Genomic DNA, 24,520 nt, shown 5'->3' on the forward strand with positions numbered 1-24,520 from the left:
GGTGGGGACAGGAGAGCGGGTGGTGGGTGGGGCGTGGACCCCTCGGTGGGGGGTGGGGGATGGGTGGTTAGCCTGGGGCTGCTCTTTCGGACTTGCGCGTCGGGCGCTGACTTCTGGTATTCGGAGCTGAGACTCGGTGGTTGACGGTAGGGCTGGGCAGGCGGCGGTGGGGGGTGCTGGGCGGCCGCTGGGGGAGATCCTGCCGTTGACCGGGGTGCGGATCGTGGCGGCGATGTGGGTGGTGCTGTTCCACTTCCGGGGGAACCTGTGGGACGAGTACCCGGGGTTGAAGCCGGTGTTCGACCCGGTGCTGCGGCACGGGGACCTGGGGGTCGACCTCTTCTTCGCGCTGTCGGGGTTCGTGCTGGCGTTGAACTACCTGGACCGGATGGGGGACGGGCTCAGCAGGCGGGCGACGGCTCGGTTCCTGTGGGCGCGGTTGGCCCGGGTGTGGCCGGTGTACGCGGTCACGCTGCTGGTGGCGGCCGGGTGGCACGGGGTGCTGATGATGCGGGACCTGCCGGACCCGGTGGTGCCGGACGAGTACACCGTGCTGAGCTTCCTGCGGCAGGTGTTCATGGTCGTCATGTGGACGGAGCCGGACAACGACCGGGTGGCGTGGAACGGGCCGTCGTGGTCGATCAGCGCTGAGTGGTTGGTCTACCTGCTGTTCCCCGTCATCGTGCTGCTGCTCGTGCGGTTGGGGTGGGTGCTGCGGGTGCGGGGGCTGCTGTTCCTGGGGGCCGTCGTGGTGCTGCCCGCGGCGATGATGGCGGCGTTCACCGGCAACATGTACTCGCCGTACCTGTGGGTGCTGCGGCTGCTGGGGGCGTTCGTCGGCGGGGGCATCGCGTGCCTGGCGTTCCGGCGGATCGCGCAGACGCGGCGCAACGACGTGGCCTCGGGGTGGGCGGCCTGGGTGCTGCTGGTGCTCATCGTCGGTTCGCTGTACGCGACCGAGTGGGTGGGCAGCGCCTACTTGATCGCCACCTTCCTGTTCTCGCCGTTCCTCATCGCCATCTCGGTGTCCACCAGGGGGCTGTCGCGGGTGTTCTCCACCCGGGCGTTCGTCCTCGGGGGGCACATCTCCTACAGCGCCTACCTGGTGCACATGCTGCTCATCGAGCCGATCTGGTGGGCGCAGATGATGTGGCCGCAGACCTTCGCACCGCACTCCGCGCTGCTGCGCGCGTGCTTCCTGGCCGTGCCCTTCGTCGTGCTGCTCGTCGCCTACGCGATGTGGCGGTGGGTGGAGGAGCCCAGCCGGAAGGTCATGCGCGCGATGACCAAGCGGCCCCTGCCGCGCACCCCCGACGCCCCGGCCCCCCTGCACACCGGACCCGTTCCCACCGAGGAGCGGCAGGTGGTGCGGGAACCGGCCTGACCCGGCCCGCAACGGACAACGGCGGGCCCCGTCCTGGGGGCGGGCGCGCCGGGAGGACAAGAAGCCATGACCGCAACGCACCTGCTCGGGATCGGGTCGCTCGCCCTGGTCCTGCTCGTGCCCGGCCTGCTCGTCGGCGTCGCCGCCGGGCTGCGCGGGTGGGTGCTGCTCGGCGCAGCGCCCGTGCTCACCTACGGCGTCGTCAGCGTGTTCGCGCCCTACTTCCCCGGGCTGCTGCCCCGGTGGTCGGTGTGGGCGCTGCTGCTGTCGGCCGCCATCACCGCCGCCGTGGTGGGGGTGGTCCGGTTCGTCGCCCAGCGCTGGCTCGGGCGGTTCCAGGAACCGTTCACCATGCCGTCCCGGTGGAGCTGGTACCACCACGCGGGCGTCGTGCTGGCCATCGGCGTGGCCGCGGGCGTCGGCCTGCTGGTCACCTACCGGGCGACGGCGGGTTTCACGGGGGTGCACCAGTTCTGGGACGCGATGTTCCACGCGAACGCCACCCGGTACATCTCCGACACCGGGCAGTCCGCGCCGATCGCCCTGCGCATCATCAACGCCCCGGACAACCCGGACTTCTACTACCCGAACACCTACCACGTGCTGCTCGCCACGGCGGTGCAGATGTCCGGGCTGGCCATCCCCGACGCCATGAACATCGGCGGCGGCGCCCTCGCGGGCAGCCTGGCCCTGGGCGTGGCCGCCCTGGTCCGGGTCACCAGCGGCCGCCCCGCCGTCGCGGGCGCGTCCGCCCTGGTGTCCTGCGCGGTGGGGGCCTTCCCCGCGGGCCTGCAGTACTTCGGCCCGCTGTGGCCCTTCGCCGCGGGCATCGTCGTCATCCCCGCCTTCCTGGCGCTGTTCACCACCGCCGTGCGCTGCCGCCAGGTCGGCGTGCTGGTCGCCACCGCGGTCGGCGCCATGGGCCTGTCCGCGCTGCACCCCAGCGCCGCGCTCGCCGCGGGCGTCTACGGCGGCGGGTGGCTGCTGTTCCGCTGGGTGGGGGCGCGCAAGGTGCCGCTGCGGGAGGTCGGGGCGCTGGCCGTCATGGGCGTGGTCGCGGCGGTGTTCGTCGTGCCGCAGTTCCTCGCCGCCACCGCCACCGCGGGCAACGCCACCGTGTCCTGGCCGCTGATCTCGGTCCCCGGCCAGGCGTTCGGCTCGATCATGCTGCTCAACTCCGACACCCCGTACCCGCAGTGGTGGCTGGTGGTGCCGCTGGTGGTCGGGCTGTTCGCGGTGCGGCGGATGGACGGGCTGCGCTGGCTGCTGCTCGGCGGCGGCTTCTTCGTCGCGCTGTTCGTCCTCGCCGCCAGCTACAAGGGCTTCCTCGTCCGGCTGCTGACGAACCCGTGGTGGAACGACACCTGGCGCTTCGCCGGGCTCGTCGCCATCGCCCAGGTCGTCGTCATCGGCTTCGGCCTGGTCGTCATCCGCGACAAGGTCGTCGAGTGGGCGGGCCGGGCGCGCGCCGGGCTCGCGGACTCGCGCGGGGTCAAGCTCGGCACCCTCGCCGCCGTCGTCCTGCTGCTCGTGGTGGGCACCGGCGGCCTCTACCGCGACCTCAACCGCTGGGTCATCACCCGCGCGTACGGCGACGGCCCCACGGTCAGCGCCAAGGAGCGCGAGGCCATGGACAAGCTGCGCGAGCTGGTGCGCCCGGGTGAGCTGGTGATGAACGACCCGCAGGACGGCTCGCCGTGGATGTGGGCGCTCGACGGGGTGCAGCCGGTGTTCGGCCACGCGGTCATCCCCTCCGCCGACTACAAGGTCATCGGGCCGGACCGGGTGCGGCTGTTTGAGCACTTCGACGAACTCGACGATGACAGCGCCGTCGACGCCATCATCCGCAAGAACCGGATCGCCTACGCCTACATCGGCAACGGGTTCGCCAGCCCGTCGAGCAAGCGGGCGCTGGGCATGGACGCCCTGGACTCCGCGCGCTCGCTCAAGCTGGTGTACGAGAACCCCGACGCGCGCATCTACCAGGTGGTCCTGCCGGGCGGCGCCACCCCGGGGTGACGGGGTGTCACGCCGCCGGAACCCGCGGGAGCCGCGCGGGTAGCATCGTCTCGCCAGGCTCCCGCGGCGAGCGCCACACGACCCCCTCGAGAGACGTGACCACCAAGCGCGAGAACCCCAACGCAAGCCCGACCGTCGAGCTGCTGGACGAGAGCGGGGTCGGGCTCACCGGTGACGGCCTGCTCGACGACCGGGAGAAGGCCCTCGTGCTCGGCGCGGCCAACTTCCACGCCCTCACCCGCCCCGGCCGGACCTTCCGGCTGACGGTGCTGCGCGGCCCCCAGGGCACCCTGCCGTCGCTGACCGACGAGCAGACCGTGCAGATCGAGTGGGAGGACGACCGCGAGGTCGTCGGGTCGGTCGTGTTCCGCAGCCTGGTGCACACCACCTCCACCGAGGTCGACTCCGACGGCCTGGTCGACCTGGTGGTGGACGTGGGCGGGTCGGAGCAGACCGCCTCGGCCTACCACCAGCTGCCCGGCCTCAGGGGCGCCCTGCGCCGCGCGGTGCGCTTCACCGTGCCGGTGCAGTTCGACGCCCTGCGCCAGTACCGCACCGACCTGGTCGAGAAGAAGTACCGGGCGCGCGACCTGCCCCGCAAGGCGGGCGTGCGCATCGACCGGGGCGCGCGCGCGGTGGACACCGGCAAGGTGCCCGCGGTCGTGTTCGGCATCCACTGGCTGGAGCTGGGCGGGGCCGAGCGCTGGGCGCTGGAGACGGTGCAGCTGGCCAAGGACGCGGGCCTGACCCCGATCGTGATCACCGACCGGCCCTCGGGCCACCCGTGGATCACCCGGCCGGAGCTGGAGGGGGCGGTGGTCGTGCCGCTGACCCACCCGCTGCTGCCCGACAGCGAGGCCGCGCTGCTCAACGGCGTGATGACCGCCTTCGACGTGCGCGGCGTGCACGTGCACCACTGCACCTGGCTCTACCAGCGGCTGCCCTGGCTCAAGGCGATCCGCCCGGACATCCCCGTGGTGGACTCGCTGCACATCCTGGAGTGGCGCACCGGCGGCTTCGTCGACATCTCCGTGCGGGTGTCCAACGTCGTCGACCAGCACCACGTCATCTCCCCGCAGCTGCGCGACTACCTCATCGGCAAGCAGCGGGTCCCGGCCGAGAAGGTCGCCCTGGCGACCCTGGCCAACCTCACCGCGGACAAGCAGGTGCGGCGGCGCCCCGAGCGCGGCGACGCACCCTTCACCGTGGCGTTCGTCGGCCGCTTCACGCAGCAGAAGCGGCCGTACCTGTTCCTCAAGCTCGCGGCCGAGCTCAAGGCCAACGCCCCCGGCGCCGTCCGGTTCATCATGCACGGCGACGGCGAGCTGGCGGGCGAGGTGCACGGCCTGCGCGCCCGCCTGGGCCTGGCCGAGGCGCTGGAGCTGCGCGGCCCCGACCGCCCGGTGGCCGACACCCTCGCCGAGGCCGACGTCCTGGTCATCTCCTCCGACAACGAGGGGTTGACGCTGACCTCGTTCGAGGCCTCCGCCGCGGGCATCCCGGTGGTCTCCAGCGACGTCGGCTCGCAGGCCTCGCTCATCGCCGACGAGCTGCTGTGCCCGCGCCACCCCTACCCGTTCATCCGCACGGCCGCCGACCGCATCGCGGCCATGATGGACTCGCCCGAGCTCAGGGAGCGGTGGTTGGCCGAGCAGCGGGCCAAGTCCGCCGCCTTCGCCACCCTCCCCGACGCCCGCGCGTGGGTCCGCGACCTCTACCGAGGATGGAACTCGTGACCACTGCCGTAGCCGCCGTCATCGTCACCTACAACCGCAAGGCCAAGCTGCCGACGGTGCTGGACAACGTCCTGGCCCAGAGCATGGCCCCGCAGTGGGTGGTGGTGGTCGACAACGCCTCCACCGACGGCACCGCGGAGGTCGTCGCCGAGTACGCGGCCAAGGACGACCGGGTCGTGGTGGTCTCGCTGGGCGAGAACACCGGCGGCGCGGGCGGCTTCGCCACCGGCATGGCCCGCGGCTACGAGCTCGGCGCCGACTTCGTCTGGATCATGGACGACGACTGCTACCCGGACGAGCACGCCCTGCAGGAGCTGGTCACCGGGCACGCCAAGGCCGAGCAGAACCTGGGCACCCAGATCCCCTACGCCTGCTCGCTGGTCAAGTTCATCGACGGCACCATCTGCGAGATGAACAACCCGGGCACCACCTGGGACTGGGGCAGGCTCATCTCCCAGGGCCAGCAGGCCGTGCTGGTCACCCACTGCTCGTTCGTGTCGGTGCTGTTCCCCCGCTGGGTGCTCACCCGGCACGGGCTGCCGCTGCGCGAGTACTTCATCTGGTTCGACGACCAGGAGTACACGCTGCGCGTCACCAAGGACGCCCCCGGTGTGCAGGTGCTGACCAGCGTCGCCGTGCACGACATGGGCGTCAACCGCGGCGTCAACTTCGGCGACGTCACCGCGCAGAACATCTGGAAGTTCGAGTACGGCGCGCGCAACGAGGCGTCGTACCGGCTGCACCGGGAGAACCCGGTCTCGTTCGTGAAGTTCGTGCTCCGGCTCGTCCAGGGCCTGCGCGGCGGGCGGGTGGCCTGGCCGCTGCGCGTGCGCCTGCTCAAGAAGGTCGTCGAGAGCGTCCGCTTCAACCCCCAGCCGGAGTACCCGCGCTCGGTGCTGTGATATTTCCTCCCGCCGCCCGCCCCCTCGCCCCGCCCGGCATCGTCCCCGGCTTGAGGGGGCGGGTGCGGTGGAGGGGGGAGGGGCGAGGTCGTCCCCGACTTCGTGGGAGAGGCGCTGGCATCGTCCCCGGCCTGGTGGGGGAGGGGGGTGCCCGGCTCGCGAGGGGGGAGAGGTTGGATCATCCTCTGCCTGGCGAGGAGGCTTGCGGGGTTCTCGACCTGAACAGCACGAAGGCCCGCCACCCGGAGGGGTGGCGGGCCTTCGGCGTCAGGCCTGGATCAGATGGCCAGGACCTTGGAGGCCTGCGGGCCCTTCTGGCCCTGCGTGACCTCGAACTCCACGCGCTGGTTCTCCTCCAGGCTGCGGAAGCCGTTGCCCTGGATCTCCGAGTAGTGGACGAAGATGTCCGAGGAGCCGTCGTCCGGCTGGATGAAGCCGTAGCCCTTCTCGGAGTTGAACCACTTGACTGTGCCCTGTGCCACGAAAATCTCCTCAACAGGTACCGCTGAAGCCCCAGGCGGTCGCCCGGGACCTGGTCGATTCCAGACGGCGACTTCTCCGGCGTGACCTGGAGGAAAACCGCGCGCCCGCAACGATCTCTTGCGAGCGTGAACTAGCACGTGCTCAAGAAAAGTTACGACCAGGGACAGTGAACCACACCGCCCCGGGCGCGCGCACGTGTGAGGTCACACGGGACGCGGGGGTTGCGGGGGAGTTGCCGCTGGGAGACGCTTTCGGGGTGAGCGAGCTCGCCAGTGAGAAGACCATCGCACTCGACCTCGACGAAGCGGGTGTCTCCGTCGACCTCCCCCGTCCCGCCCACTCGGGCGACCAGGTCCAGGGCGTGCCCTACCGCCCGGTCGAGTTCCGCGACGACGACCTGCCCGCGGCCCTCGAACGCGCCGCGGCCTGGCTGCGCAGCACCCAGGAGTGGCTGGGGGAGCCGGTGGACGTCATCGCCATCCACCTCGACTACGACGACACCGAGGGCACCCCGTACTACGACGTCAAGCTGCTGTGCAACGAGGAGGACCTGGCGGGCGCGCCGATCGCCATCCGCGAGCAGCAGGCGGGCGGGGCCGCGGGCTAGTGGCCGAGATCGTCTACCCGCCGGTCATCGGGCTGGCGCGCACCCTGTTCCGGGTGATGGACTACCGCATCGACGTCGCGGGCACCGAGCACATCCCGCGCACCGGTGGGGCGGTCATCGCCTGCAACCACGTCAGCTACCTGGACTTCATCTTCTGCGGCCTCGGCGCCCGGCCCGCCAAGCGGCTGGTGCGGTTCATGGCCAAGGAGTCCATCTTCCGCAACGCGGTGGCCGGGCCGCTCATGCGCGGCATGCACCACATCCCCGTCGACCGCTCGGCGGGCCAGGCCTCCTACGCCGAGGCCCTGGCCAAGCTGCGCGCGGGCGAGGTCGTGGGCATCTTCCCGGAGGCGACCATCAGCCGGTCGTTCACCGTCAAGGAGATCAAGTCCGGGGCGGCGCGGCTGGCCGCCGAGGCGGGCGTGCCGCTGGTGCCGATGGCGCTGTGGGGCACCCAGCGGCTGTGGACCAAGGGCAGGCCGCGGGACATGGGCCTGCGGCACGTGCCGCTGTCGATCCTGGCCGGGGAGCCCATCGCGGTGCCCGCCGACGCCGACCTGGACGCGGTGACCACCGACCTGCGGGCGCGCATGGCCGAGCTGCTGGACCGGCTGCAGAAGGGCTACCCCGACGCCGAGCCGGGCGCCTGGTGGCTGCCCGCGCACCTGGGCGGCACCGCGCCGACGCCGGAGGAGGCCGCGGAGCTGGACCGGCGCAAGCCCGAGGACTGACCGACCGGGTGCGGGGGCCGACCGGCCCCCGCACCACGGGTCAGAACCAGCGCTCCAGCACCAGCGCGACCCCGTCCTCGCCGTTGGTCGCCGTCACCTCGTCCGCGCACCCCTTGACCTCGGCGGACGCGTTGCCCATGGCCACCCCGAGCCCGGCCCAGCGCAGCATCTCCACGTCGTTGTTCATGTCCCCGAACGCGACCACGCCCGCCGCGTCCACCCCGAGCAGGGTGGTGACCTCGGCCAGGCCGGAGGCCTTGGTGACCCCCGCGGCGGAGATCTCGATCAGCCCGCTGTTGGTCGAGTAGGTGACGTCCACCGACTCGCCCACCAGCTCCCGGGCGGCCAGCGCCATCTCCGCGCTGGTCATCCCGCGGTGGCGCACCAGCAGCTTCGTCGCGGGCTCGCCCAGCACCTCCGCCCGCGGCAGGAACCGGCTCTCCTCGTCGCCCCACGGGTTGTGGTAGCCGTGCTCGGAGGCCAGCGCGCCCGCCGTCTCGTCGCCGAGCACCGGGCGCTCGGTGGCCACCTGCATGCCCGGCAGCACCTTCTCCAGCGCGTGCGCCACGTCGTGCAGCAGCAGCGGGTCGAGGGTGTGCGCGGAGACCAGCTCGCCGTCGCCGATGTGGTAGACCAGCGCGCCGTTCGCGCACACCGCGTAACCGGTCAGCTCCGCCGGGACGGCCACCGGCGGGATCCAGCGCGGCGGGCGGCCGGTCACCAGCACCAGCTCCACCCCCGCCGCCCTGGCCCGGCGCAGCGCGGCCAGGGTGCGCTCGGTGAGCCGGTGGTGCGGGTCGATCAGGGTGCCGTCGACGTCGGAGGCGATGAGGCGGGGGGTGTCCACGCCGCCATCCTGCCCGCCGCGGGTGTGGCGGGCGCGCAACGGTCCGGGGTGGGCTTGGTTACCCGATCACGGCTTGCCCGTACTCCGGGGTAGGTTCGGACGGGTGCGCGTAGGCATCGTGATCCTCCCCGAACACCGCTGGTGGGCGGCCGAACCCCGGTGGCGGGCCGCCGACGAGTACGGGTTCGACCACGCCTGGACCTACGACCACCTGGGCTGGCGGTCCCTGGTCGACGGGCCGTGGTTCGACGCCGTGCCCACCCTGACCGCCGCCGCGATGGTCACCGAGCACATCCGGCTCGGCACCATGGTGGTCAGCCCGCACTTCCGCCACCCGGTGCCGCTGGCCAGGCAGCTGCTGGCGCTCGACGACATCTCCGACGGCCGGTTCATGCTCGGCCTGGGCTCAGGGGCGGGCAGCCCCGGCACCTACGACCGGACGGTGTTCGGGCCCGCCGCCGAGCCGACCCCGCGCGAGGCGGTCGAGCGGTTCGACGAGTTCACCGAGCTGACCCACCTGCTGCTCACCCAGCAGCGCACCACCTACCGGGGCAGGCACTTCCAGGCCGTGGAGGCCCGCAACGCCCCCGGGTGCGTGCAGCGGCCCCGGCTGCCGTTCCTCGTCGCCGCCAACGGGCCCCGGTCCATGACCACCGCCGCCCGGTTCGGGCAGGGCTGGGTGACCACCGGCAAGCCCGGCGCCGCCGACGCCGACCAGTGGTGGGCGGGGACCGCCGAGCTGGGTGCGCGCTTCGACGAGGTGCTCGCCGAGCAGGGCCGCGACCCGGGCACCGTCGACCGCTACGCCTTCGTCGACGCCTCCCCGCTGTACTCGCTGAGCAGCACCGGCGCCTTCCAGGAGCACGTCGGGCGCGCCGCCGAGGCGGGCTTCACCGACCTCGTCGTGCACTGGCCGCGCCCGGACGGGCCCTTCACCGGCCGGGAGACGGTGCTGGAGGAGGTGGCCGAGGAGGTGCTGCCGCTGCTCGGCGGCCGCGCGAGCAGCGGCCCGGTTGACGACGACCACGAGCCGCCGGTGGTCTTCGAGGCCCACGACGACCGCGGCCGGGCGCAGGGCTGAGCGCCGGGCGGTGACCGCCCGGTCACCGCCCGCACCCGCCCGTGCCCCCGCGCCTGCGGGCACAGCGGGTGACGCGGGTAGCCTCAGCCCCCGTGAGCCCGGTGGCAGACCCCAAAGACAACTTCGACGGATACGACCTCATCGTGGTCGGGGCCGGATTCTTCGGCCTGACGATCGCCGAGCGGACCGCCTCCCAGCTCGGCAAGCGGGTGCTGGTGCTCGACCGCCGCCCGCACATCGGCGGCAACGCCTACTCCGAGCCCGAGCCCGAGACCGGCATCGAGATCCACAAGTACGGCGCGCACCTGTTCCACACCTCCAACAAGCGGGTGTGGGACTACGTGAACCAGTTCACCGGGTTCACCGGCTACCAGCACCGCGTGTACGGCAAGTTCGACGGGCAGGTCTACCCGCTGCCGATGAACCTGGGCCTGATCAACCAGTTCTTCGGCAAGTCGCACACCCCCGACGAGGCCCGCGAGCTGATCGCCAAGCAGTCCTCGGAGATCGACACCGAGAGCGCGGCGAACCTGGAGGAGAAGGCGATCTCGCTGATCGGCCGCCCCCTCTACGAGGCGTTCATCAAGGCCTACACCGCCAAGCAGTGGCAGACCGACCCGACCCAGCTCGACCCGAGCATCATCAGCAGGCTCCCGGTCCGCTACACCTTCGACAACCGCTACTTCAACGACACCTACGAGGGCCTGCCGGTCGACGGCTACACCGCGTGGCTGGAGCGGATGGCCGAGCACGAGCTCATCGAGGTGCGGCTGGAGACCGACTACTTCGACGTGCGGGAGCGCATCCCGGCCGGGACCGCCACCGTCTACACCGGACCGCTGGACCGGTACTTCGACTTCGCCGCCGGTGAGCTGGGCTGGCGCACGCTCGACTTCGAGCTGGAGGTGCTGCCGGTCGGGGACTTCCAGGGCACGTCGGTGATGAACTACAACGACGCCGACGCCCCCTACACCCGCATCCACGAGTTCCGGCACTTCCACCCCGAGCGCAGCGAGTACCCCAAGGACAAGACGGTCATCGTCCGGGAGTACTCCCGCTTCGCCGACAAGCCGGGCGACGAGCCGTACTACCCGATCAACACCCCGGAGAACCGGGAGAAGCTGACCCGGTACCGCGAGCTGGCCAAGGCCGAGGCGGCCGAGCGCAACGTCGTCTTCGGCGGGCGCCTGGGCACCTACAAGTACCTCGACATGCACATGGCGATCGGCTCGGCGTTGTCGGTGTTCGACAACAAGGTCGCCCCCCACCTGACGACCGGTGCGCCGCTCGACGGCTCGCTGGACGCCTGACGACTCCGGGCGGGCGGGGGTGCGCCCCGCCCGCCCGCCTGGGAGGAACCGAAGTGACCCAGCGCAACACACCCGCGGCCGAGGTCGCCGTGCTCAGCCGGGTGCAGGGGGCCATCGGGCACCCGACCGCGGTGGCGGCGGCCCGGGGGCTGTCGCTGTTCGGCGAGCACGCCGCGGGGTGGGCGGGCCTCGGGCTGCTCGGGGCCGCGGTCGACCGCCGCAGGCGCCGCGACTGGCTGCTGGCCACCGGGGGCGTGCTCGCCGCGCACGCCGCGTCCATCGCCGTCAAGCGCGTGGTGCGCAGGCCGCGCCCGCAGGACCCGTCGGTGAAGGTGCTGGTGGGCACCCCGAGCAAGCTCAGCTTCCCGTCCTCGCACGCCACCTCCACCACCGCCGCGGCCGTGCTCTACGGCGGGCTCACCGGCAAGCCGCTCGTGCCCGCCCTGGTCCCCCCGATGCTGCTCTCCCGCGTCGTGCTCGGCGTGCACTACCCGACCGACGTGCTGGCGGGCTCGGCGCTCGGGGGTCTCCTCGGCGCACTGCTGCGACGTAGGCTGGGGCGGAAGTGACCGGCGCGGCCCCCTCCGGTGCCGGTGCGGCCGGTGAGGGCACCGGTTCGCTGGACACCCAGGAGACCGCTGTGGACAGTTCGGACGCTGGCACGCCCGGTGCCGCGCCCGCCGAGCCTGCTGTGACCCAGGACACCCCGGCCCGCAAGGGCGGCGTCGTGGGCGGCCTCGTGCGCACCGCCCGGCCCCGGCAGTGGGTCAAGAACGTCCTGGTGCTGGCGGCCCCGTTCACCGGCGCGCAGATCTTCCAGGGCTCGGTGCTGCTCGACGCGGCCATCGCCTTCGTCGCGTTCTGCCTGGTGTCCTCCGCGGTGTACCTGGTCAACGACGCCATCGACGTCGAGGCCGACCGCGCCCACCCCACCAAGCGCAACCGCCCCATCGCCGCGGGCGTGGTGCCGGTGCGCCTGGCCTACGCCGCCGCCGTGGTGCTCTTCCTCGCCTCGCTCGGCATCGGCCTGCTGACCAGCTGGCAGCTGCTGGTGGTGCTCGCGGTCTACGCGGCGGTGCAGCTCGGCTACTGCCTGGGCCTCAAGCACCAGACCGTGATCGACCTGTGCATCGTCGCCTCCGGCTTCCTGCTGCGCTCCATCGCGGGCGGTGTCGCGGCGGGCATCGCGCTGTCGCAGTGGTTCCTGCTGGTCACCGCGTTCGGCTCGCTGTTCATGGTCTCCGGCAAGCGCTACGCCGAGGTCATCCTGTTCGAGCGCACCGGCGCCAAGATCCGCTCCTCGCTGGCCAAGTACTCCGCCAGCTACCTGCGCTTCGTCTGGGCCACCGCCGCCGCCATCATGATCACCGCCTACTCGCTGTGGGCCTTCGAGATCCGCGCCGACAGCCCCGACGACTCCGTCTGGGCCGTCATCTCCATCGTCCCCTTCGTCATCGCCGTCCTGCGCTACGCCGTCGACGTCGACGGCGGCCAGGCGGGCGAACCCGAGGACATCGCCCTGCGCGACCGCGTCCTCCAGGTCCTCGGCATCGCCTGGGTCGCCTGCCTCGCCCTCTCCATCTACCTCTGACCCCAGCACGACGAACCCCCTCACCGCGGCTCGCGGTGAGGGGGTTCGCCGTTCCGCGGGAAGGACCAGCCCCCCAGTGCTGGCCCTTCCCCCCGGTCCGGCCCCCGCCGGATCCGGCCCCGGCCGCCGCGCGCCCCGGGACGTCCCCCCGCACCCGTCTCCCGCCGGGTGCGCCGCCCGTCGCGCGCGACAGCGCCAGGTCAGGTGATGCCCGAGTACCGGCGCGGCTGCACCAGCGGGTCGGCGGCGGAGCCCCCCGGGTACGCCACCACGTGGTGCAGCGTGCCTGCCGAGACGGTCTGCTCGAACCCCCAGTAGCTCGTCCGCGCGCCGTCGGCCCACTCGTGGAAGACGGTGATGTGCGGGGGGTGGTCCGCGTCGCCCACGCAGAGCAGGGCGTCGCCCGCGAGCAGGTCGGACTTGGCGACGGGGGTGGAGACCCCGGCCAGGCCGACCGCGTCGAGGCCACCCCTGCGGTCCGGTGGGATGCCCGGGAGTCCCCACGCCATCGAGACGTAGCCCGAGCAGTCCGTTCGGTAGATGCCGTACTCGTTGTGGTGGTAGCGGGTGTGGCTGTGGCGCACCGAGGGGCGCAACCAGCTCTCCGCGCGCTCGATGACCTCGCCGCGGCTGATCGCGCCGCACCGCGCGTCGGGCATCCCGCTCGTCCTCCCTCCTCGACCCGTTCTCGTCGACCTGTTCTCGTCGGCCCGTTCTCGTCGACAGGGGAAGGCTCACAGGCGCGGCTATAAGCGGCCTATAGGTGGGCGCGAACCGCCCGCAGCCACCCGGCCGGGGTGGTCGCGGCCAGCTCGTCGGCCTCGCGGGCCTGGCAGGCGGTGAACAGCTCGATCGCCCGCGCCCAGTGCTCGTCGGCGGCCGCGGGGTCGGCCGCGGCCAGGTCGCGCAGGGTGCGGGCCTGCCAGAGCGGGAGGTCCAGCTCGGCCCAGCGGTCCAGGGCCGCGCGCAGCAGGGCGGCCGCCGCCGCCGGGTCGCCCCAGGCCAGCTCGTGCTCACCGAGGGTGCGGGTGGCCAGGGCGATGCCGAACCGGTCACCGATGTCGGTGCTCTCGCGCAGGCAGTCCGCCAGGGCCGCCGCGGCGCCGGTGGGGTCGGCGGTGCGCAGCTTGGCCTTCGCCCAGGACTGGCGGGCGTAGGTGGTGCCCAGCACGTCGCCTGCCTCGCCCAGCACCTGCACCGCCCGCTCGCTCAGCTCCACCGCGCGCGCCGCGTCGCCCGCCGCGCGGTGGCACAGGCTGAGGCCGCGCAGCGCCAGGCCCTCGCCCCGGCGGTCGTCGAGCTCGCGGTACAGGCGCGCGCAGGCGTCGAAGCGCTCGACCGCCTGCGCCAGGTCGCCGTGGTCGCGGCTGATCGCACCCAGGCCGTAGTAGGCCGCGGCCACCACCGACCGGTCGCCCACCCGCTCGCCCAGCTCCACCGCCGCCCGCAGGTCGTCGGCCGCCGCGGCGAAGTCGGCCAGGTCGCGGCGCACCGTGCCGATGCCCACCGCGGCCACCGCCAGCACCGCCTCGTCGCCGACGGCCTCGGCGTGCGCGCGGGCCTGCCGGAAGTGGTCGAGGGCGGCGGTGAAGTCGTCCTTCTCGTAGTGCAGCTGCCCCAGCCCGGCCAGCACCACCGCCTCGGCCCGCCGGTCGCCGCGGCGCCGGGCCGCCGACAGCGCCACGTCGTGCGTGCGCTGCCAGCCGTCGAACTCGTTGCGCGCGGCGAACGGCGAGGACAGCAGGGAGGCGATCAGCAGCGTGCCCAGCCCGTCGACGCCCAGCTCGTGCGCGCGCTCCACGGTGCGCACCACCGCCGCGGTCTCCGACCCCAACCACCCCGTCGGGTCCTCGGCCACCTCGGCCAGCAGCACCGGGTCCACCTCGACGCCGGGCGCCAGCCGCGGCCGCAGGCCCAGGGTCACCCTGGGCAGCTGCCGCGACCCGGCCTCCACCAGCGCCAACCAGGTGCCCAGCGTGCGGCGCACCGCCTCGGGCACCACCTCCGGCGGCTCGTCGGCCAGCGCCCGCTCGGCGCCGAAGAGCTGCACGAGGTCGTGGAAGCGGTACCGGACCCGGCCCAGGGCGTCCACCCCGGCCACGTCCAGCAGCCGCAGGTCCACCAGCTGCTCCACCACGTCCTCGGCGTCGGCGGGCGGCAGGTCCAGCAGCGGCACCGCCGCCCACCAGCCGAAGTCCGGCAGGTCCAGCACCGCGAGCAGGTGGAAGGCGCGCCGCTGCCGCGCGGTCAGCTCGTCGTAGACCACCCCCAGGCTGGAGCGGATCGCCAGGTCGCCGACGGCCAGCTCGTCGAGCCTGCGCCGCTCGTCGGCCAGCCGGTCGGCCAGCGACCGCAGGGGCCAGTGCGGCCGGGCCAGCAGCCGCGCCGCCGCCGCGCGGATCGCCAGCGGCACCCCGCCGCACAGGTCCGCGATCCGCTCGGCCTGCGCCCGCTGCGCGGCCACCCGATGCTCCCCGACGACCTTGGCCAGCATCTCGGTGGCCACCCCGGTGTCGAAGAACCCCAGCTCCACCGGCACGGCCCCGGCCAACCCGGTCAGCCGCGACCGGCTCGTCACCAGCACCAGGCACCCCGGCTCCCCGGGCAGCAGCGGCCGCACCTGGTGCTCGCCGCGGGCGTTGTCGAGCACCAGCAGCACCCGCCGCCCGGCCACCGCCGAGCGGAACAGCTCCGCCCGCGACGCCTCGGTGCCCGGCAGGTCCGACCCGCTCACCCCGAAGGCGGTGAGGAACCGCCCCAGCACCTCGAACGCTCCCAGCTCCCGCTCCGCGCCGCGCAGGTCGGCCCACAGCTGCCCGTCCGGGTACTCGGCGCGCAGCCGGTGCGCGGCGTGCACGGCCAGCGCCGACTTGCCCGCCCCACCCGCCCCGGACACCACCACGATCGGCGTCCGGTCGTGCCGCCGCCCCCCGACCTCCAGCAGCCGCCCCAGCACCGCCGCCCGCCCGGTGAAGTCCGGCACGTCCGGCGGCAGGGTGCGCGGCACGGGCGCCGCCGCCACCGGGGCCGGTGCCGCCTGCGGGGCCAGCTCCCCGGCGAGCACCCTGGCGTGCAGGTCCCGCAGCGCCTCCCCGGGTTCGATCCCCAGTTCGTCGAGCAGGTGCTTGCGCCCCTCCCGGTAGACGGCCAGCGCGTCCACCTGCCTGCCGATGCCCACCAGCGCCCGCATCAGCAGCCCGCGCGCCTCCTCCCGCAGCGGGTGCGCGGCCACCAGCCGCCGCAGCGGCTCGGTCAGCTCCCTGGCCCGCCCCAACGCCAACCCGGCGCGCGCCCGCCCCTCCTCGGCCGCCAACCGCTCCTCGGCCAACCCGTCCGCCCGCACCCGCGCGAACCCCGCGTCGACCCCGCCGAACGCGGGTCCCCGCCACAGCGCCAACGCCGCCTCGTACGCCCTGACCGCCCCCGCGTCGTCCCCCGCCCGCTCCGCCCGCCGCGCCGCCGCCAGGTGCCCCTCGAACGCCCCCAGGTCGGTGTCGGCGTCCGCCAGGTCCAGCAGGTACCCCGGCGCCCGGGTCACCAGCGCCCCCGGCTCCCCGGCCGCCGCGAACCCCCGCCGCACCGCCGACACGTACGTGTGCACCAACGCCGTCGCCGACTGCGGCGGCGCCTCGTCCCAGATCAGGTCCACCAACCGCGACACCGACACCACCTGCCGCGGCTGCACCGCCAACGCCGCCAGCAGCGCCCGCGGCTTCGGCCCCCCGGTCGACACCGGCCCGTCGTCCCCGCGCACCTCGACCGGCCCCAGCACCAGCACCCGCACGCCCTCACCCCCCGAGTCGTCGATCGCCGCGCGCCAACCTCCTGGCACGTGCCCCCGCTCGTCCCCCCTAGGTCGAACGCAGGGTGATCGTACGGCGACAGACCGACATTCCCGGGCGGAACGGCTCAGATGGGGAGCTTGCGGAAGATCGGGCGCGGGACGTGCCGGAGGGCGGACATGACCAGGCGCCACGGGGCGGGGGCCCAGACGAGGTCCTTGCGGGCGCGGACGGCGGAGAGGAGAACGTCGGCGACCTTGTCGGCGGTGGTGGCCAGCGGGGCGGGCTTCATGCCCGCGGTCATCTTGGTGCGGACGAAGCCGGGGCGGACGACGGTGACGTGGGCGCCGTGCGGGCGCAGGGCCTCGCCGAGGCCGAGGAAGAAGCCGTCGAAGCCCGCCTTGGTGGCGCCGTAGACGAAGTTGGAGCGGCGGACGCGCTCGCCCGCCACCGAGGACAGGGCGGCGATGGCGCCGTGGCCCTGCTCCTTGAGCCGCTCCGCGACGGCGATGCCCAGCGACACCGGGGCGGTGAAGTTGACCTGGGCCAGCTCCACGCCCGCGGCGTGGTCCTGCCACAGCTGCTCGGCGTCGCCCAGCAGGCCGAAGGCGAACACGGTGAGGTCCACGTCGCCGTCGCCGAACGCCTCGGCGACGAGCTTGGGGTGGCCGTCGAGGTCGAGGGCGTCGAAGGGCAGCACCCGCACCTCGGCGCCGAGGCCGCGCAGCTTCTCCGCCGCCGCGTCCAGCCGGGCGGACGGGCGCGCGGCCAGGGTGATCGCGCGGGTCCCGAGCCCGGCGCAGCGCTCGGCGACGGCCAGGCCGATCTCCGAGGTGCCGCCGAGCAGCAGCAGGGACTGGGGCGTGCCGACTGCGTTGATCAAGGTCAAGGCCCCCGTGGGTGGGTCGCGGTCCAGGTCCGCCCAGGGTAGCGGCGGCGCCGGGGCCTACACTTCCCAGGCCACCCACCGCCCAGGCCAGGTCGACCCCGGGGGACCACGTGACCGACGTCCGCGAGCGCAGCACCGGCCTCGTCCAGCAGCTCGTCCGCTTCGTCCTGGTCGGCGGCTTCTGCGCGCTGGTCGACTCCGGCCTCTACTGGCTGCTGCTGCACGCGGGCACCTGGGTGCACCTGGCCAAGGCGCTCAGCTTCATCGCGGGCACCACCACGGCCTACTTCCTCAACAAGCGCTTCACCTTCACCGACGCCGAGGACCGCGGCGCCGCCCAGGCGGGCGGCTTCGCCGTGCTCTACACGGTCACCTTCTTCGTCAACGTCGGCACCAACGCCCTGATGCTCGCCCTGATCCCCCCGTTCCGCTGGCAGGTGGCCCTCTGCTGGGTCATCGCCCAGGCCGTCGGCACCGCCATCAACTTCGTGCTCCTGCGCACCGTGGTGTTCCGCAAAGCCTGACGGCTCAGCCCCCGAACCCCGACTGCCGCTGCGGCACCCCGTACACCCGCGCGTTGCCAGGGAACGAGTCGAAGTGCGCGCTCACGACGTGCCCGAAGTTGATCGCCACCGACGTCCCGTCCTCCAGGTCCGTCGACTCCACACCCCCGGACCCCATCAGCACGGCCAACCGCGGCAGCAAGCTCTTCCCCGCCCGCGGCGACAGCGCGAACACCAGCGGTTCGCCCCCGGTGGCCAGGTGCAGGACGAGGACTCGACGTGATTCAGTCATGTGACGAGACCACCACCCCCCACCGCCCCCGGCAAGGCCGGTTCGCCGGTGGCGGATCCGCTGAAGGCTGAAGGCCCCTTCCCGGGGTCGGGAGGGGGCCTTCAGCAAGGGCCGGTCAACGCCGATAGGCGCTTGTCAGTGGCGGAAGAACTTCTCCTTGCGGCCCTTGGCGACGAGCTTGAGCCACTGCGCGAAGGCCTTCGGGTCGCGCTTGGTGCCGAGGAAGTAGAGGCCGAAGCGGAACAGCTCCAGCAGGCCGATCTTGCGCATGCCGGGCTGGGAGAGCAGGTAGCCGCGGTTGCGGTAGGTGTAGTAGCGCTTGACCTCGTTCTCCGGGTCCTGGGCGTGGAAGCGCCCGCCCAGCATGGGCTTGAACTCCTCGGAGCCGTCCGGGTGCAGGTAGGCGGCCTTGAGGCTGGTGCCGAAGGGCAGGCCGGAGCGGGTGAGGCGGCGGTGCACCTCGACCTCGTCGCCGCGGAAGAAGAGGCGGTAGTCGGGGACGCCGACGACGTCGAGGGTGCTGGCGCGGAAGAGGGCGCCGTTGAACAGCGAGGCGATGCCGGGCAGGAAGTCGGTGCCGAGCTGGTCGGTCTGGCGCTTCCAGGTGAGGCCGCGGCGCAGCGGGAAGGCGAGGCGGTCGGGGGCGTCGATGTTGGTGACGACCGGGGAGACCTCGGCCAGGCCGCGGGCCTCGGCGACCTCCAGCAGGGTGGCCAGCACGGTCTCGTCGGCGGGGCGGCCGTCGTCGTCGGCGAGCCAGACCCAGTCCGCGCCCAGGGACAGGGCGTGCAGCATGCCCAGGGCGAAGCCGCCCGCGCCGCCGAGGTTGCGGTGCGACTCCAGGTAGGTGGCCGCCACCCCGCAGGACTCCACCAGGTCCCGGGCGGGGTCGTCGGGGCCGTTGTCCACCACGACGAGGTGGTCGACCGGGCGGGTCTGCGCCGCGATCATCTTCAGCGAGTCGGCGAGCAGGTCCCTGCGGTGGCGGGTGACCACCACCGCCACGACCGCGCCTGCGGGGAGCTTCATGCCTTCTCGCCGAGCCTCTCCAGGGTCTCCGGGCTCATGTGCTCGAACGGGTCGCGGCCCTTGTAGGCGGTGAGCACCTCGCGCAGCGAGCCCTGCATCTTCACCCGGCCCTCGTCCATCCAGATCGCGGTGTTGCACAGCTCGAAGAGCAGGTCGTCGGAGTGCGAGGCGAAGACCAGCATGCCCGAGCGGCGGACCAGGTCGACCAGCCGGTCGCGGGCCTTGGACATGAACGCCGCGTCGACGGCGCCGATGCCCTCGTCGAGCAGCAGGATCTCCGGGTCGATCGAGGTGACCACGCCCAGCGCCAGGCGCACCCGCATGCCGGTGGAGTAGGTGCGCAGCGGCAGGTGCAGGTAGTCGCCGAGCTCGGTGAACGCGGAGATGTCGTCGACCCGCTTCTCCATCTCCTTGCGGGTCATGCCCAGGAACAGGCCCCGGATCATGATGTTCTCCAGGCCGGAGATCTCCGGGTCCATGCCGACCGCGAGGTCGAACACCGGCGCGATCTTGCCGTTGATCTGCGCGGTGCCCACGGTGGGCTCGTAGATGCCAGACAGCAGCCGCAGCAGCGTGGACTTGCCCGCGCCGTTGTGCCCGACCAGGGCGACCCGGTCGCCCTCCTTGAGGCTGATGGTGATGTCCTGCAGCGCCTCGATGATCGGGACCTTGGCCTGGGTGCCGATCTTGCCGCCGACCTTGCCCAGGACGAGCTTCTTCAGCGACCGCGTCTTGGCGTCGAAGATCGGGAAGTCGACGGAGGCGTTGCGGACCTCGATGCTGACCATGTTCGGAAGCCTCACTCAGACCCAGTAGGAGATGCGGGCACGGTAGTTGCGCATGGCGACCAGGGCCAGCGCCCAGCCGACGAGGGTCACGCCGCCGACGACGACCCAGTGGTGCCAGCTCTGCTGCAGGCCGAGCAGCGGCGCGCGCAGGATCTGGATGAAGTGGTACACCGGGTTGAGCTCGGCGATGAGGATGGCCCAGGAGTGGTCGCCCTCGCCGAAGCGCTGGTTGAGGATGTCGGTGGACCACATGATCGGGGTCATGAAGAACACCAGCTGCGTCAGCGCGGCGATGACCTGCGGGATGTCGCGGTAGCGGGTGCTGATGATGCCGAAGAGCAGGGTGACCCAGGCGCCGTTGGCGGCGATCAGCACGAAGGCGGGGACCGCCAGCAGCGCCGTCCAGCTCAGGCCCGGCTGCACGATCGCGTTGGCGGTCTCCTGCAGCTTGTAGGGCTGGCTGAGGTAGCCGAAGAAGATGATGAGCACGGCCAGGTAGACCAGCAGGTTGTGCACCAGCATCAGCGTGAGCCGCCACACCGTGCGCAGCGCGTACACCGTCAGCGGCGCGGGCAGGTGCTTGATCAGGCCCTCGTTGGAGATGAACGCGTCCGAGCCCTCGGTGAGGCAGCCCAGGATGAACGCCCAGACGATGAAGCCGACGGTGACGTACGGCAGGAACGTCCCGATCGGGGAGCCGAACAGCTGCGAGTACAGCAGGCCGAGGCCCGCGGAGGTGACGGCCATGCTCAGGGTGATCCACAGCGGGCCGATCACCGAGCGGCGGTAGCGCTGCTTGATGTCCTGCCAGCCGAGGTGGCCCCACAGCTCGCGCGCGGCGAGCCCCTCGCGGATGTCCTGGAACGCCCGCGCCCAGCTGCGCCCCGCGTGCACCGGCGGGGGCGAGGTGGGCACTGACTCGATGGCGCTGATTGCTGACACGAATGGTGAGCGTACCGGCGCGCGGCCGGGCTGGGACCGGGGGAGCGCGACAGCGGTGACGGCCCTGGCAGCATGGGTGTCGTGTCTGCTCCCGCTGTTCCCCCCGCCCGGGTCGTGGCCGTGGTCCCCGCCCGGGGTGGTTCCAAGGGCGTGCCCGGCAAGAACCTCGCCACCGTGGGCGGGGTGCCGCTGGTGGCCAGGGCGGTGACCGCGGTGCTCGACTCCGGCGTGGTCGACGAGGTCGTGGTCAGCACCGACAGCGCCGAGATCTCCGCCGCGGCCGCCGCTGCGGGGGCCACGGCGCTGCCCAGGCCCGCCGAGCTGTCGGGGGACACCGCGTCGTCGGAGTCGGCTGTGCTGCACGCCCTGGACGTGCTGCGCGAGCGCGACGGCGCCGACCCGGGGGTGGTGCTGCTGGTGCAGTGCACCTCGCCGTTCATCGCCCCGGAGACGGTGTCGGCGGTGGTCTCGCGGGTCCGCGAGGGGGGCGCCGACTCGGCGTTCACCGCGGTGCGGGTGCACGAGTTCCTCTGGCGGGTGAGCCCGGACGGCGCAGCCGACGGGGTCAACCACGACAAGTCGGTGCGCCCGCGCAGGCAGGACCGGGAGCCGGAGTACCGGGAGACCGGGGCCGTCTACGCCATGCGCACGGCCGGGCTGCGCGCCGCGGGCCACCGGTTCTTCGGCCGCACCGAGCTGGTCGAGGTGCCCGCCGCGGACGCGCTGGAGGTCGACACCCCCGACGAGCTGGCGCTGGCCAGGCGGGTGGCCGAGGGCCGCGCCGAGGTGCGGGTGCTGCCGGTGGACGCCCTGGTCACCGACTTCGACGGGGTGCACACCGACGACACCGCGACGGTCACCCAGGACGGCGTCGAGTCGGTGCGGGTGAGCCGCTCCGACGGCGCGGGCGTGGCGCTGCTGCGCGCGGCGGGGGTGCCGATGATGATCCTGTCCGTCGAGCTGAACCCGGTGGTGGCCGCCCGCGCCCGCAAGCTCGGCGTCGAGGTGGCGCACGGGGTGGCCGACAAGGTGGTCCGGCTCCGGCAGTGGATGCGGGACCACGACCTGGACCCCGCGCGGGTGGCCTACGTGGGCAACGACCTGCGAGACCTGCCCTGCATGGCGGCCGTCGGCTGGCCGGTGGCGGTGGCCGATGCGCGACCGGAGGTGCGCGCGGTGGCTAGGGTCGTGCTGCGGCGCGGTGGCGGCGCCGGTGCCGTCCGCGAGGTGGCCGACCTGATCCTCGCCGCGCCGGGTCCGCGCGCGCACGCCGAGCCCCCGGGCCGGGTCGTGCCCCACGACCCGCCCGCCCCGCTCGGGGCGACCCGGCACGACGACAACTGAGCCCGCGCCAGCCCCTTGTGACCCAGCCCTAGGAGCCCCTGATGAGCACACCCGCACCGACCGTGGCGATCGGCGACCGGGTGGTCGGAGCAGGCCACCCCGCCTACGTCGTCGCCGAGGCGGGCATCAACCACAACGGCGACGTCGAGCTGGCGAAGCGGCTGGTGGACGTGGCCGCCGACGCGGGCGCCGACGCGGTGAAGTTCCAGAAGCGCACGCCCGAGATCGCGACCCCCGCCGCCATGCGCGACACCCGGCGGGAGACGCCGTGGGGCGAGATGAGCTACCTGGAGTACCGCTACCGGGTCGAGTTCGACGAGGCCCAGTACGGCGAGATCGCCCGGCACTGCGACAAGCGCGGCATCGCCTGGTTCGCCTCGCCCTGGGACGTGCCCAGCGTGGAGTTCCTGGAGCGGTTCGACGTGCCCACGCACAAGGTGGCCTCGGCGTCGCTGACCGACGTCCCGCTGCTGGAGGCGCTGCGGGCCACCGGCAAGCCGATCATCTGCTCCACCGGCATGTCGACGCTGGAGGAGGTGGAGCGCGCGGTCGAGGTGCTGGGCACCGAGCGGCTGGTGCTGCTGCACGCCACCTCCACCTACCCGTGCCCGCCGGAGGAGTCGAACCTGCGCACCATCGAGACGCTGCGGCAGCGCTTCCCGGGGGTGCCGGTCGGCTACTCCGGGCACGAGCGCGGCTTGCAGGTCTCGATCGCCGCGGTGGCCCTGGGCGCCTGCGTCGTCGAGCGGCACGTGACCCTGGACCGGGCGATGTGGGGCTCGGACCACGCCGCGTCGCTGGAGCCCGACGGCCTGCGCAAGCTCGTCCGGGACGTGCGGATCGTCGAGACCGCGCTGGGCGACGGGGTCAAGCGGGTCTTCCCCGGCGAGGAGGCCCCCCGCAAGCGCTTGCGCGTGGTCTGACCGCGCGGCGCCGGTCGTCGCGGCCGGGGGGACGAGTGCCCGTGCGCGTCCCCCCGGCCGGTAAGGTCATCCACCGCGCGCAGCGCGTGCGCGCGTGATCAGCGACGACACCAGCACCGCGAGGCACCGATTCCGCATGACAGCCGTTGAGCCCGACGTGCCCACCACGTCCGAGGCGCTGCGCGCCGACCTGGCCGCCCTGCTGGCCGCCTACGCCCGGCACGACCCGCCGCGCTCGATCGCGGTCGTGGGCAACGCCCCGGTGGCCCCGGACGCCGAGCGGGCCGCCGCCGTGGACGGCTGCGACCTGGTGGTCCGGATGACCACCTTCGCCCTGGACGCCCCCGGCGGGCCGCCCGCGCTGGGCCGCCGCGCCGACGTGGTGGTGCTGCACCGCGGCGTGGTCGCCAGCCCGCACCTGTTCGCCGACTACACCTCGCGGCTGTACCTGCTGGTGGAGCCGGGCAGGCTGCACTGGGAGACCGACCGGCTGCCCGAGTGGTGGCCGCAGGACCTGGGCTTCCAGCCGGTGCCGAACCGGGAGTTCACCGTCGAGCTGAACCGGCTGCTGGGCTACGACCCCGGGGTCGCGGAGTGGGCCACCACCGGCACGCTCACCGCGTTCCTGGTCAGCGAGCTGTTCCCCGCCGCCCGCGTGCTGATGACCGGCATGTCGATCATCGACCGCCCGCAGCAGACCACCTTCGAGCACGCCTGGGGCGAGTCGGTGCGGGTCACCGCCGAGCACCGCCTCGACGCCGAGTCCGCGCTGCTGCGCTCCTGGATGTCCACCGGAAGGATCGAGGTGCTCCGATGACCAGCCCCGTCTCCGGCGCCGCAGCCCGGCTGCGCGGCGCGGCCCGCCAGGCGGGCAGGCCGGTGTGGCTCAAGGTGCGCCGCCGCATCGACGGCCTCATCGTCGAGCGGCTGGCCCCGCTCGCCGAGCGCGAGCAGCTGCACGCCGAGCAGCTGCACCTGCGCCTCGACGAGACCCAGCAGCACCTGCGCTCGCTGTCGGACGACCTGGCCGCGGGCATGCAGGACTGCGACCGCCGGTTGCGCGAGGTCGCCGCGGGCCTGGAGTGGCTCGACCACGAGCACCGCCGCATCGGCCCGCAGCTGGCCGCGGTGGAGGCCCGCCTGGCCGAGCTGGAGCGCGGGGTCGCCCGCGCCGAGCAGGCCGAGCCGGGGGCCGAGGAGCCCGCCGACCCGTCGCTGGCGGCCGTGCTCGCCGAGATCCGCGCCGAGCACGCCCGCGTCCGCGCCCGCCTGGGCACGGTCAACCGCTACGAGGAGCGCCTGGCCCGCCTGGAGGGCAGCGCCTGAGCGGCACCCCC

Annotated in this window: 24 protein-coding genes; 15 read left to right on the forward strand and 9 right to left on the reverse strand. The window is 73.2% G+C overall.

Annotation, left to right across the window (positions count from 1 at the left end):
• The first annotated feature begins 136 nt into the window (after window positions 1-136).
• The 4 genes from BJP25_RS21360 (at window position 137) to BJP25_RS21375 (ending at window position 6,041) form a co-directional block, all read left to right on the forward strand.
• Window positions 137-1,384, forward strand: coding sequence for an acyltransferase family protein (locus tag BJP25_RS21360; protein WP_143219237.1), 1,248 nt, complete (start codon window positions 137-139; stop codon window positions 1,382-1,384).
• A 66-nt stretch (window positions 1,385-1,450) separates the two neighbouring features.
• Window positions 1,451-3,403 carry a DUF6541 family protein gene (locus BJP25_RS21365; RefSeq protein ID WP_075976788.1) on the forward strand — a complete coding sequence of 651 codons (1,953 nt, stop codon included), beginning with the start codon at window positions 1,451-1,453 and terminating at the stop codon, window positions 3,401-3,403.
• Between the two features lie 95 nt (window positions 3,404-3,498).
• Window positions 3,499-5,139, forward strand: coding sequence for a glycosyltransferase (locus BJP25_RS21370; protein ID WP_143219238.1), 1,641 nt, complete (start codon window positions 3,499-3,501; stop codon window positions 5,137-5,139).
• Window positions 5,136-6,041: a glycosyltransferase gene (locus tag BJP25_RS21375; protein ID WP_233158194.1), complete on the forward strand. Its 906-nt coding sequence runs from the start codon at window positions 5,136-5,138 to the stop codon at window positions 6,039-6,041. The genes BJP25_RS21370 and BJP25_RS21375 overlap by 4 nt, the downstream gene beginning before the upstream one ends.
• A gap of 278 nt (window positions 6,042-6,319) precedes the next feature.
• Here BJP25_RS21375 and cspE read toward each other — a convergent pair whose 3' ends face one another.
• Entirely contained in the window at window positions 6,320-6,523 is a 204-nt protein-coding gene (gene cspE, locus BJP25_RS21380) for a transcription antiterminator/RNA stability regulator CspE (RefSeq protein WP_075976790.1), read from the reverse strand.
• A gap of 257 nt (window positions 6,524-6,780) precedes the next feature.
• On the opposite strand from cspE, the gene BJP25_RS21385 reads away from it, so the two are divergent.
• Entirely contained in the window at window positions 6,781-7,131 is a 351-nt protein-coding gene (locus tag BJP25_RS21385) for a hypothetical protein (RefSeq protein ID WP_075976791.1), read from the forward strand.
• Complete coding sequence (locus BJP25_RS21390) at window positions 7,131-7,862, forward strand: lysophospholipid acyltransferase family protein (RefSeq protein ID WP_075976792.1); 732 nt, start codon at window positions 7,131-7,133, stop codon at window positions 7,860-7,862. The genes BJP25_RS21385 and BJP25_RS21390 overlap by 1 nt, the downstream gene beginning before the upstream one ends.
• A gap of 40 nt (window positions 7,863-7,902) precedes the next feature.
• Here BJP25_RS21390 and BJP25_RS21395 read toward each other — a convergent pair whose 3' ends face one another.
• The gene (locus tag BJP25_RS21395) at window positions 7,903-8,709 is read right to left on the reverse strand and encodes a Cof-type HAD-IIB family hydrolase (protein WP_075976793.1); all 807 of its coding nucleotides are present in this window, start codon (window positions 8,707-8,709) and stop codon (window positions 7,903-7,905) included.
• Window positions 8,710-8,812: 103 nt separating this feature from the next.
• On the opposite strand from BJP25_RS21395, the gene BJP25_RS21400 reads away from it, so the two are divergent.
• The 4 genes from BJP25_RS21400 (at window position 8,813) to BJP25_RS21415 (ending at window position 12,691) form a co-directional block, all read left to right on the forward strand.
• Complete coding sequence (locus BJP25_RS21400; protein ID WP_084794319.1) at window positions 8,813-9,790, forward strand: LLM class flavin-dependent oxidoreductase; 978 nt, start codon at window positions 8,813-8,815, stop codon at window positions 9,788-9,790.
• Between the two features lie 101 nt (window positions 9,791-9,891).
• Window positions 9,892-11,100 (forward strand): UDP-galactopyranose mutase, encoded by a 1,209-nt coding sequence (gene glf, locus BJP25_RS21405; protein ID WP_233158195.1) that lies wholly within the window; start codon window positions 9,892-9,894, stop codon window positions 11,098-11,100.
• A 53-nt stretch (window positions 11,101-11,153) separates the two neighbouring features.
• A complete protein-coding gene (locus BJP25_RS21410) occupies window positions 11,154-11,669 on the forward strand; it encodes a phosphatase PAP2 family protein (RefSeq protein ID WP_075976794.1) in 516 nt (171 codons plus the stop codon).
• Window positions 11,670-11,740: 71 nt separating this feature from the next.
• Entirely contained in the window at window positions 11,741-12,691 is a 951-nt protein-coding gene (locus tag BJP25_RS21415; RefSeq protein ID WP_084794337.1) for a decaprenyl-phosphate phosphoribosyltransferase, read from the forward strand.
• Window positions 12,692-12,891: 200 nt separating this feature from the next.
• Here BJP25_RS21415 and BJP25_RS21420 read toward each other — a convergent pair whose 3' ends face one another.
• The 3 genes from BJP25_RS21420 to BJP25_RS21430 form a co-directional block, all read right to left on the reverse strand.
• Window positions 12,892-13,350 carry an NlpC/P60 family protein gene (locus tag BJP25_RS21420; protein ID WP_075976795.1) on the reverse strand — a complete coding sequence of 153 codons (459 nt, stop codon included), beginning with the start codon at window positions 13,348-13,350 and terminating at the stop codon, window positions 12,892-12,894.
• Between the two features lie 98 nt (window positions 13,351-13,448).
• Window positions 13,449-16,523 (reverse strand): AfsR/SARP family transcriptional regulator, encoded by a 3,075-nt coding sequence (locus tag BJP25_RS21425; protein ID WP_158075699.1) that lies wholly within the window; start codon window positions 16,521-16,523, stop codon window positions 13,449-13,451.
• Window positions 16,524-16,600: 77 nt separating this feature from the next.
• The gene (locus BJP25_RS21430; RefSeq protein WP_075976797.1) at window positions 16,601-17,356 is read right to left on the reverse strand and encodes a decaprenylphospho-beta-D-erythro-pentofuranosid-2-ulose 2-reductase; all 756 of its coding nucleotides are present in this window, start codon (window positions 17,354-17,356) and stop codon (window positions 16,601-16,603) included.
• A 116-nt stretch (window positions 17,357-17,472) separates the two neighbouring features.
• Here BJP25_RS21430 and BJP25_RS21435 point away from each other — a divergent pair, with 116 nt between their 5' ends.
• On the forward strand, window positions 17,473-17,886 hold the full coding sequence (locus tag BJP25_RS21435) for a GtrA family protein (protein WP_075976798.1): 414 nt from the start codon (window positions 17,473-17,475) through the stop codon (window positions 17,884-17,886).
• 4 nt (window positions 17,887-17,890) lie between these two features.
• Here the strand turns inward: BJP25_RS21435 and BJP25_RS21440 are convergent, their stop codons facing one another.
• The 4 genes from BJP25_RS21440 to wzm form a co-directional block, all read right to left on the reverse strand.
• Entirely contained in the window at window positions 17,891-18,157 is a 267-nt protein-coding gene (locus tag BJP25_RS21440) for a hypothetical protein (RefSeq protein ID WP_075976799.1), read from the reverse strand.
• Between the two features lie 135 nt (window positions 18,158-18,292).
• Window positions 18,293-19,186 (reverse strand): galactofuranosyltransferase GlfT1, encoded by an 894-nt coding sequence (glfT1, locus tag BJP25_RS21445; protein ID WP_075976800.1) that lies wholly within the window; start codon window positions 19,184-19,186, stop codon window positions 18,293-18,295.
• A complete protein-coding gene (wzt, locus tag BJP25_RS21450; protein WP_075976801.1) occupies window positions 19,183-19,974 on the reverse strand; it encodes a galactan export ABC transporter ATP-binding subunit Wzt/RfbE in 792 nt (263 codons plus the stop codon). Before wzt ends, glfT1 begins: the two co-directional genes overlap by 4 nt.
• Before the next feature lie 15 nt (window positions 19,975-19,989).
• Window positions 19,990-20,916 carry a galactan export ABC transporter permease subunit Wzm/RfbD gene (wzm, locus tag BJP25_RS21455; RefSeq protein ID WP_084794323.1) on the reverse strand — a complete coding sequence of 309 codons (927 nt, stop codon included), beginning with the start codon at window positions 20,914-20,916 and terminating at the stop codon, window positions 19,990-19,992.
• A 72-nt stretch (window positions 20,917-20,988) separates the two neighbouring features.
• On the opposite strand from wzm, the gene BJP25_RS21460 reads away from it, so the two are divergent.
• The 4 genes from BJP25_RS21460 to BJP25_RS21475 all read left to right on the forward strand — a co-directional run bounded on the left by BJP25_RS21460 (window position 20,989) and on the right by BJP25_RS21475 (window position 24,509).
• Entirely contained in the window at window positions 20,989-22,260 is a 1,272-nt protein-coding gene (locus BJP25_RS21460) for a cytidylyltransferase domain-containing protein (RefSeq protein ID WP_084794326.1), read from the forward strand.
• A gap of 41 nt (window positions 22,261-22,301) precedes the next feature.
• Window positions 22,302-23,183, forward strand: a complete 882-nt coding sequence (locus tag BJP25_RS21465) for an N-acetylneuraminate synthase family protein (protein ID WP_075976803.1) — start codon at window positions 22,302-22,304, stop codon at window positions 23,181-23,183.
• A 136-nt stretch (window positions 23,184-23,319) separates the two neighbouring features.
• The gene (locus BJP25_RS21470) at window positions 23,320-24,000 is read left to right on the forward strand and encodes a hypothetical protein (protein ID WP_233158197.1); all 681 of its coding nucleotides are present in this window, start codon (window positions 23,320-23,322) and stop codon (window positions 23,998-24,000) included.
• Entirely contained in the window at window positions 23,997-24,509 is a 513-nt protein-coding gene (locus BJP25_RS21475; protein WP_075976804.1) for a hypothetical protein, read from the forward strand. The genes BJP25_RS21470 and BJP25_RS21475 overlap by 4 nt, the downstream gene beginning before the upstream one ends.
• Window positions 24,510-24,520 lie beyond the last annotated feature (11 nt).

The organism is Actinokineospora bangkokensis (genome assembly GCF_001940455.1).
Classification (GTDB): domain Bacteria; phylum Actinomycetota; class Actinomycetes; order Mycobacteriales; family Pseudonocardiaceae; genus Actinokineospora; species Actinokineospora bangkokensis.

Excerpts from the sequence above, each read along its gene's own strand:
- BJP25_RS21470 (WP_233158197.1), top strand. The coding sequence starts at position 23,320 with ATGACAGCCGTTGAGCCCGACGTGCCCACCACGTCCGAGGCGCTGCGC.
- BJP25_RS21365 (WP_075976788.1), top strand. The coding sequence starts at position 1,451 with ATGACCGCAACGCACCTGCTCGGGATCGGGTCGCTCGCCCTGGTCCTG.
- glfT1 (WP_075976800.1), bottom strand. The coding sequence starts at position 19,186 with ATGAAGCTCCCCGCAGGCGCGGTCGTGGCGGTGGTGGTCACCCGCCAC.
- BJP25_RS21420 (WP_075976795.1), bottom strand. The coding sequence starts at position 13,350 with ATGCCCGACGCGCGGTGCGGCGCGATCAGCCGCGGCGAGGTCATCGAG.
- BJP25_RS21475 (WP_075976804.1), top strand. The coding sequence starts at position 23,997 with ATGACCAGCCCCGTCTCCGGCGCCGCAGCCCGGCTGCGCGGCGCGGCC.
- BJP25_RS21460 (WP_084794326.1), top strand. The coding sequence starts at position 20,989 with ATGGGTGTCGTGTCTGCTCCCGCTGTTCCCCCCGCCCGGGTCGTGGCC.
- BJP25_RS21440 (WP_075976799.1), bottom strand. The coding sequence starts at position 18,157 with ATGACTGAATCACGTCGAGTCCTCGTCCTGCACCTGGCCACCGGGGGC.
- wzt (WP_075976801.1), bottom strand. The coding sequence starts at position 19,974 with ATGGTCAGCATCGAGGTCCGCAACGCCTCCGTCGACTTCCCGATCTTC.
- BJP25_RS21465 (WP_075976803.1), top strand. The coding sequence starts at position 22,302 with ATGAGCACACCCGCACCGACCGTGGCGATCGGCGACCGGGTGGTCGGA.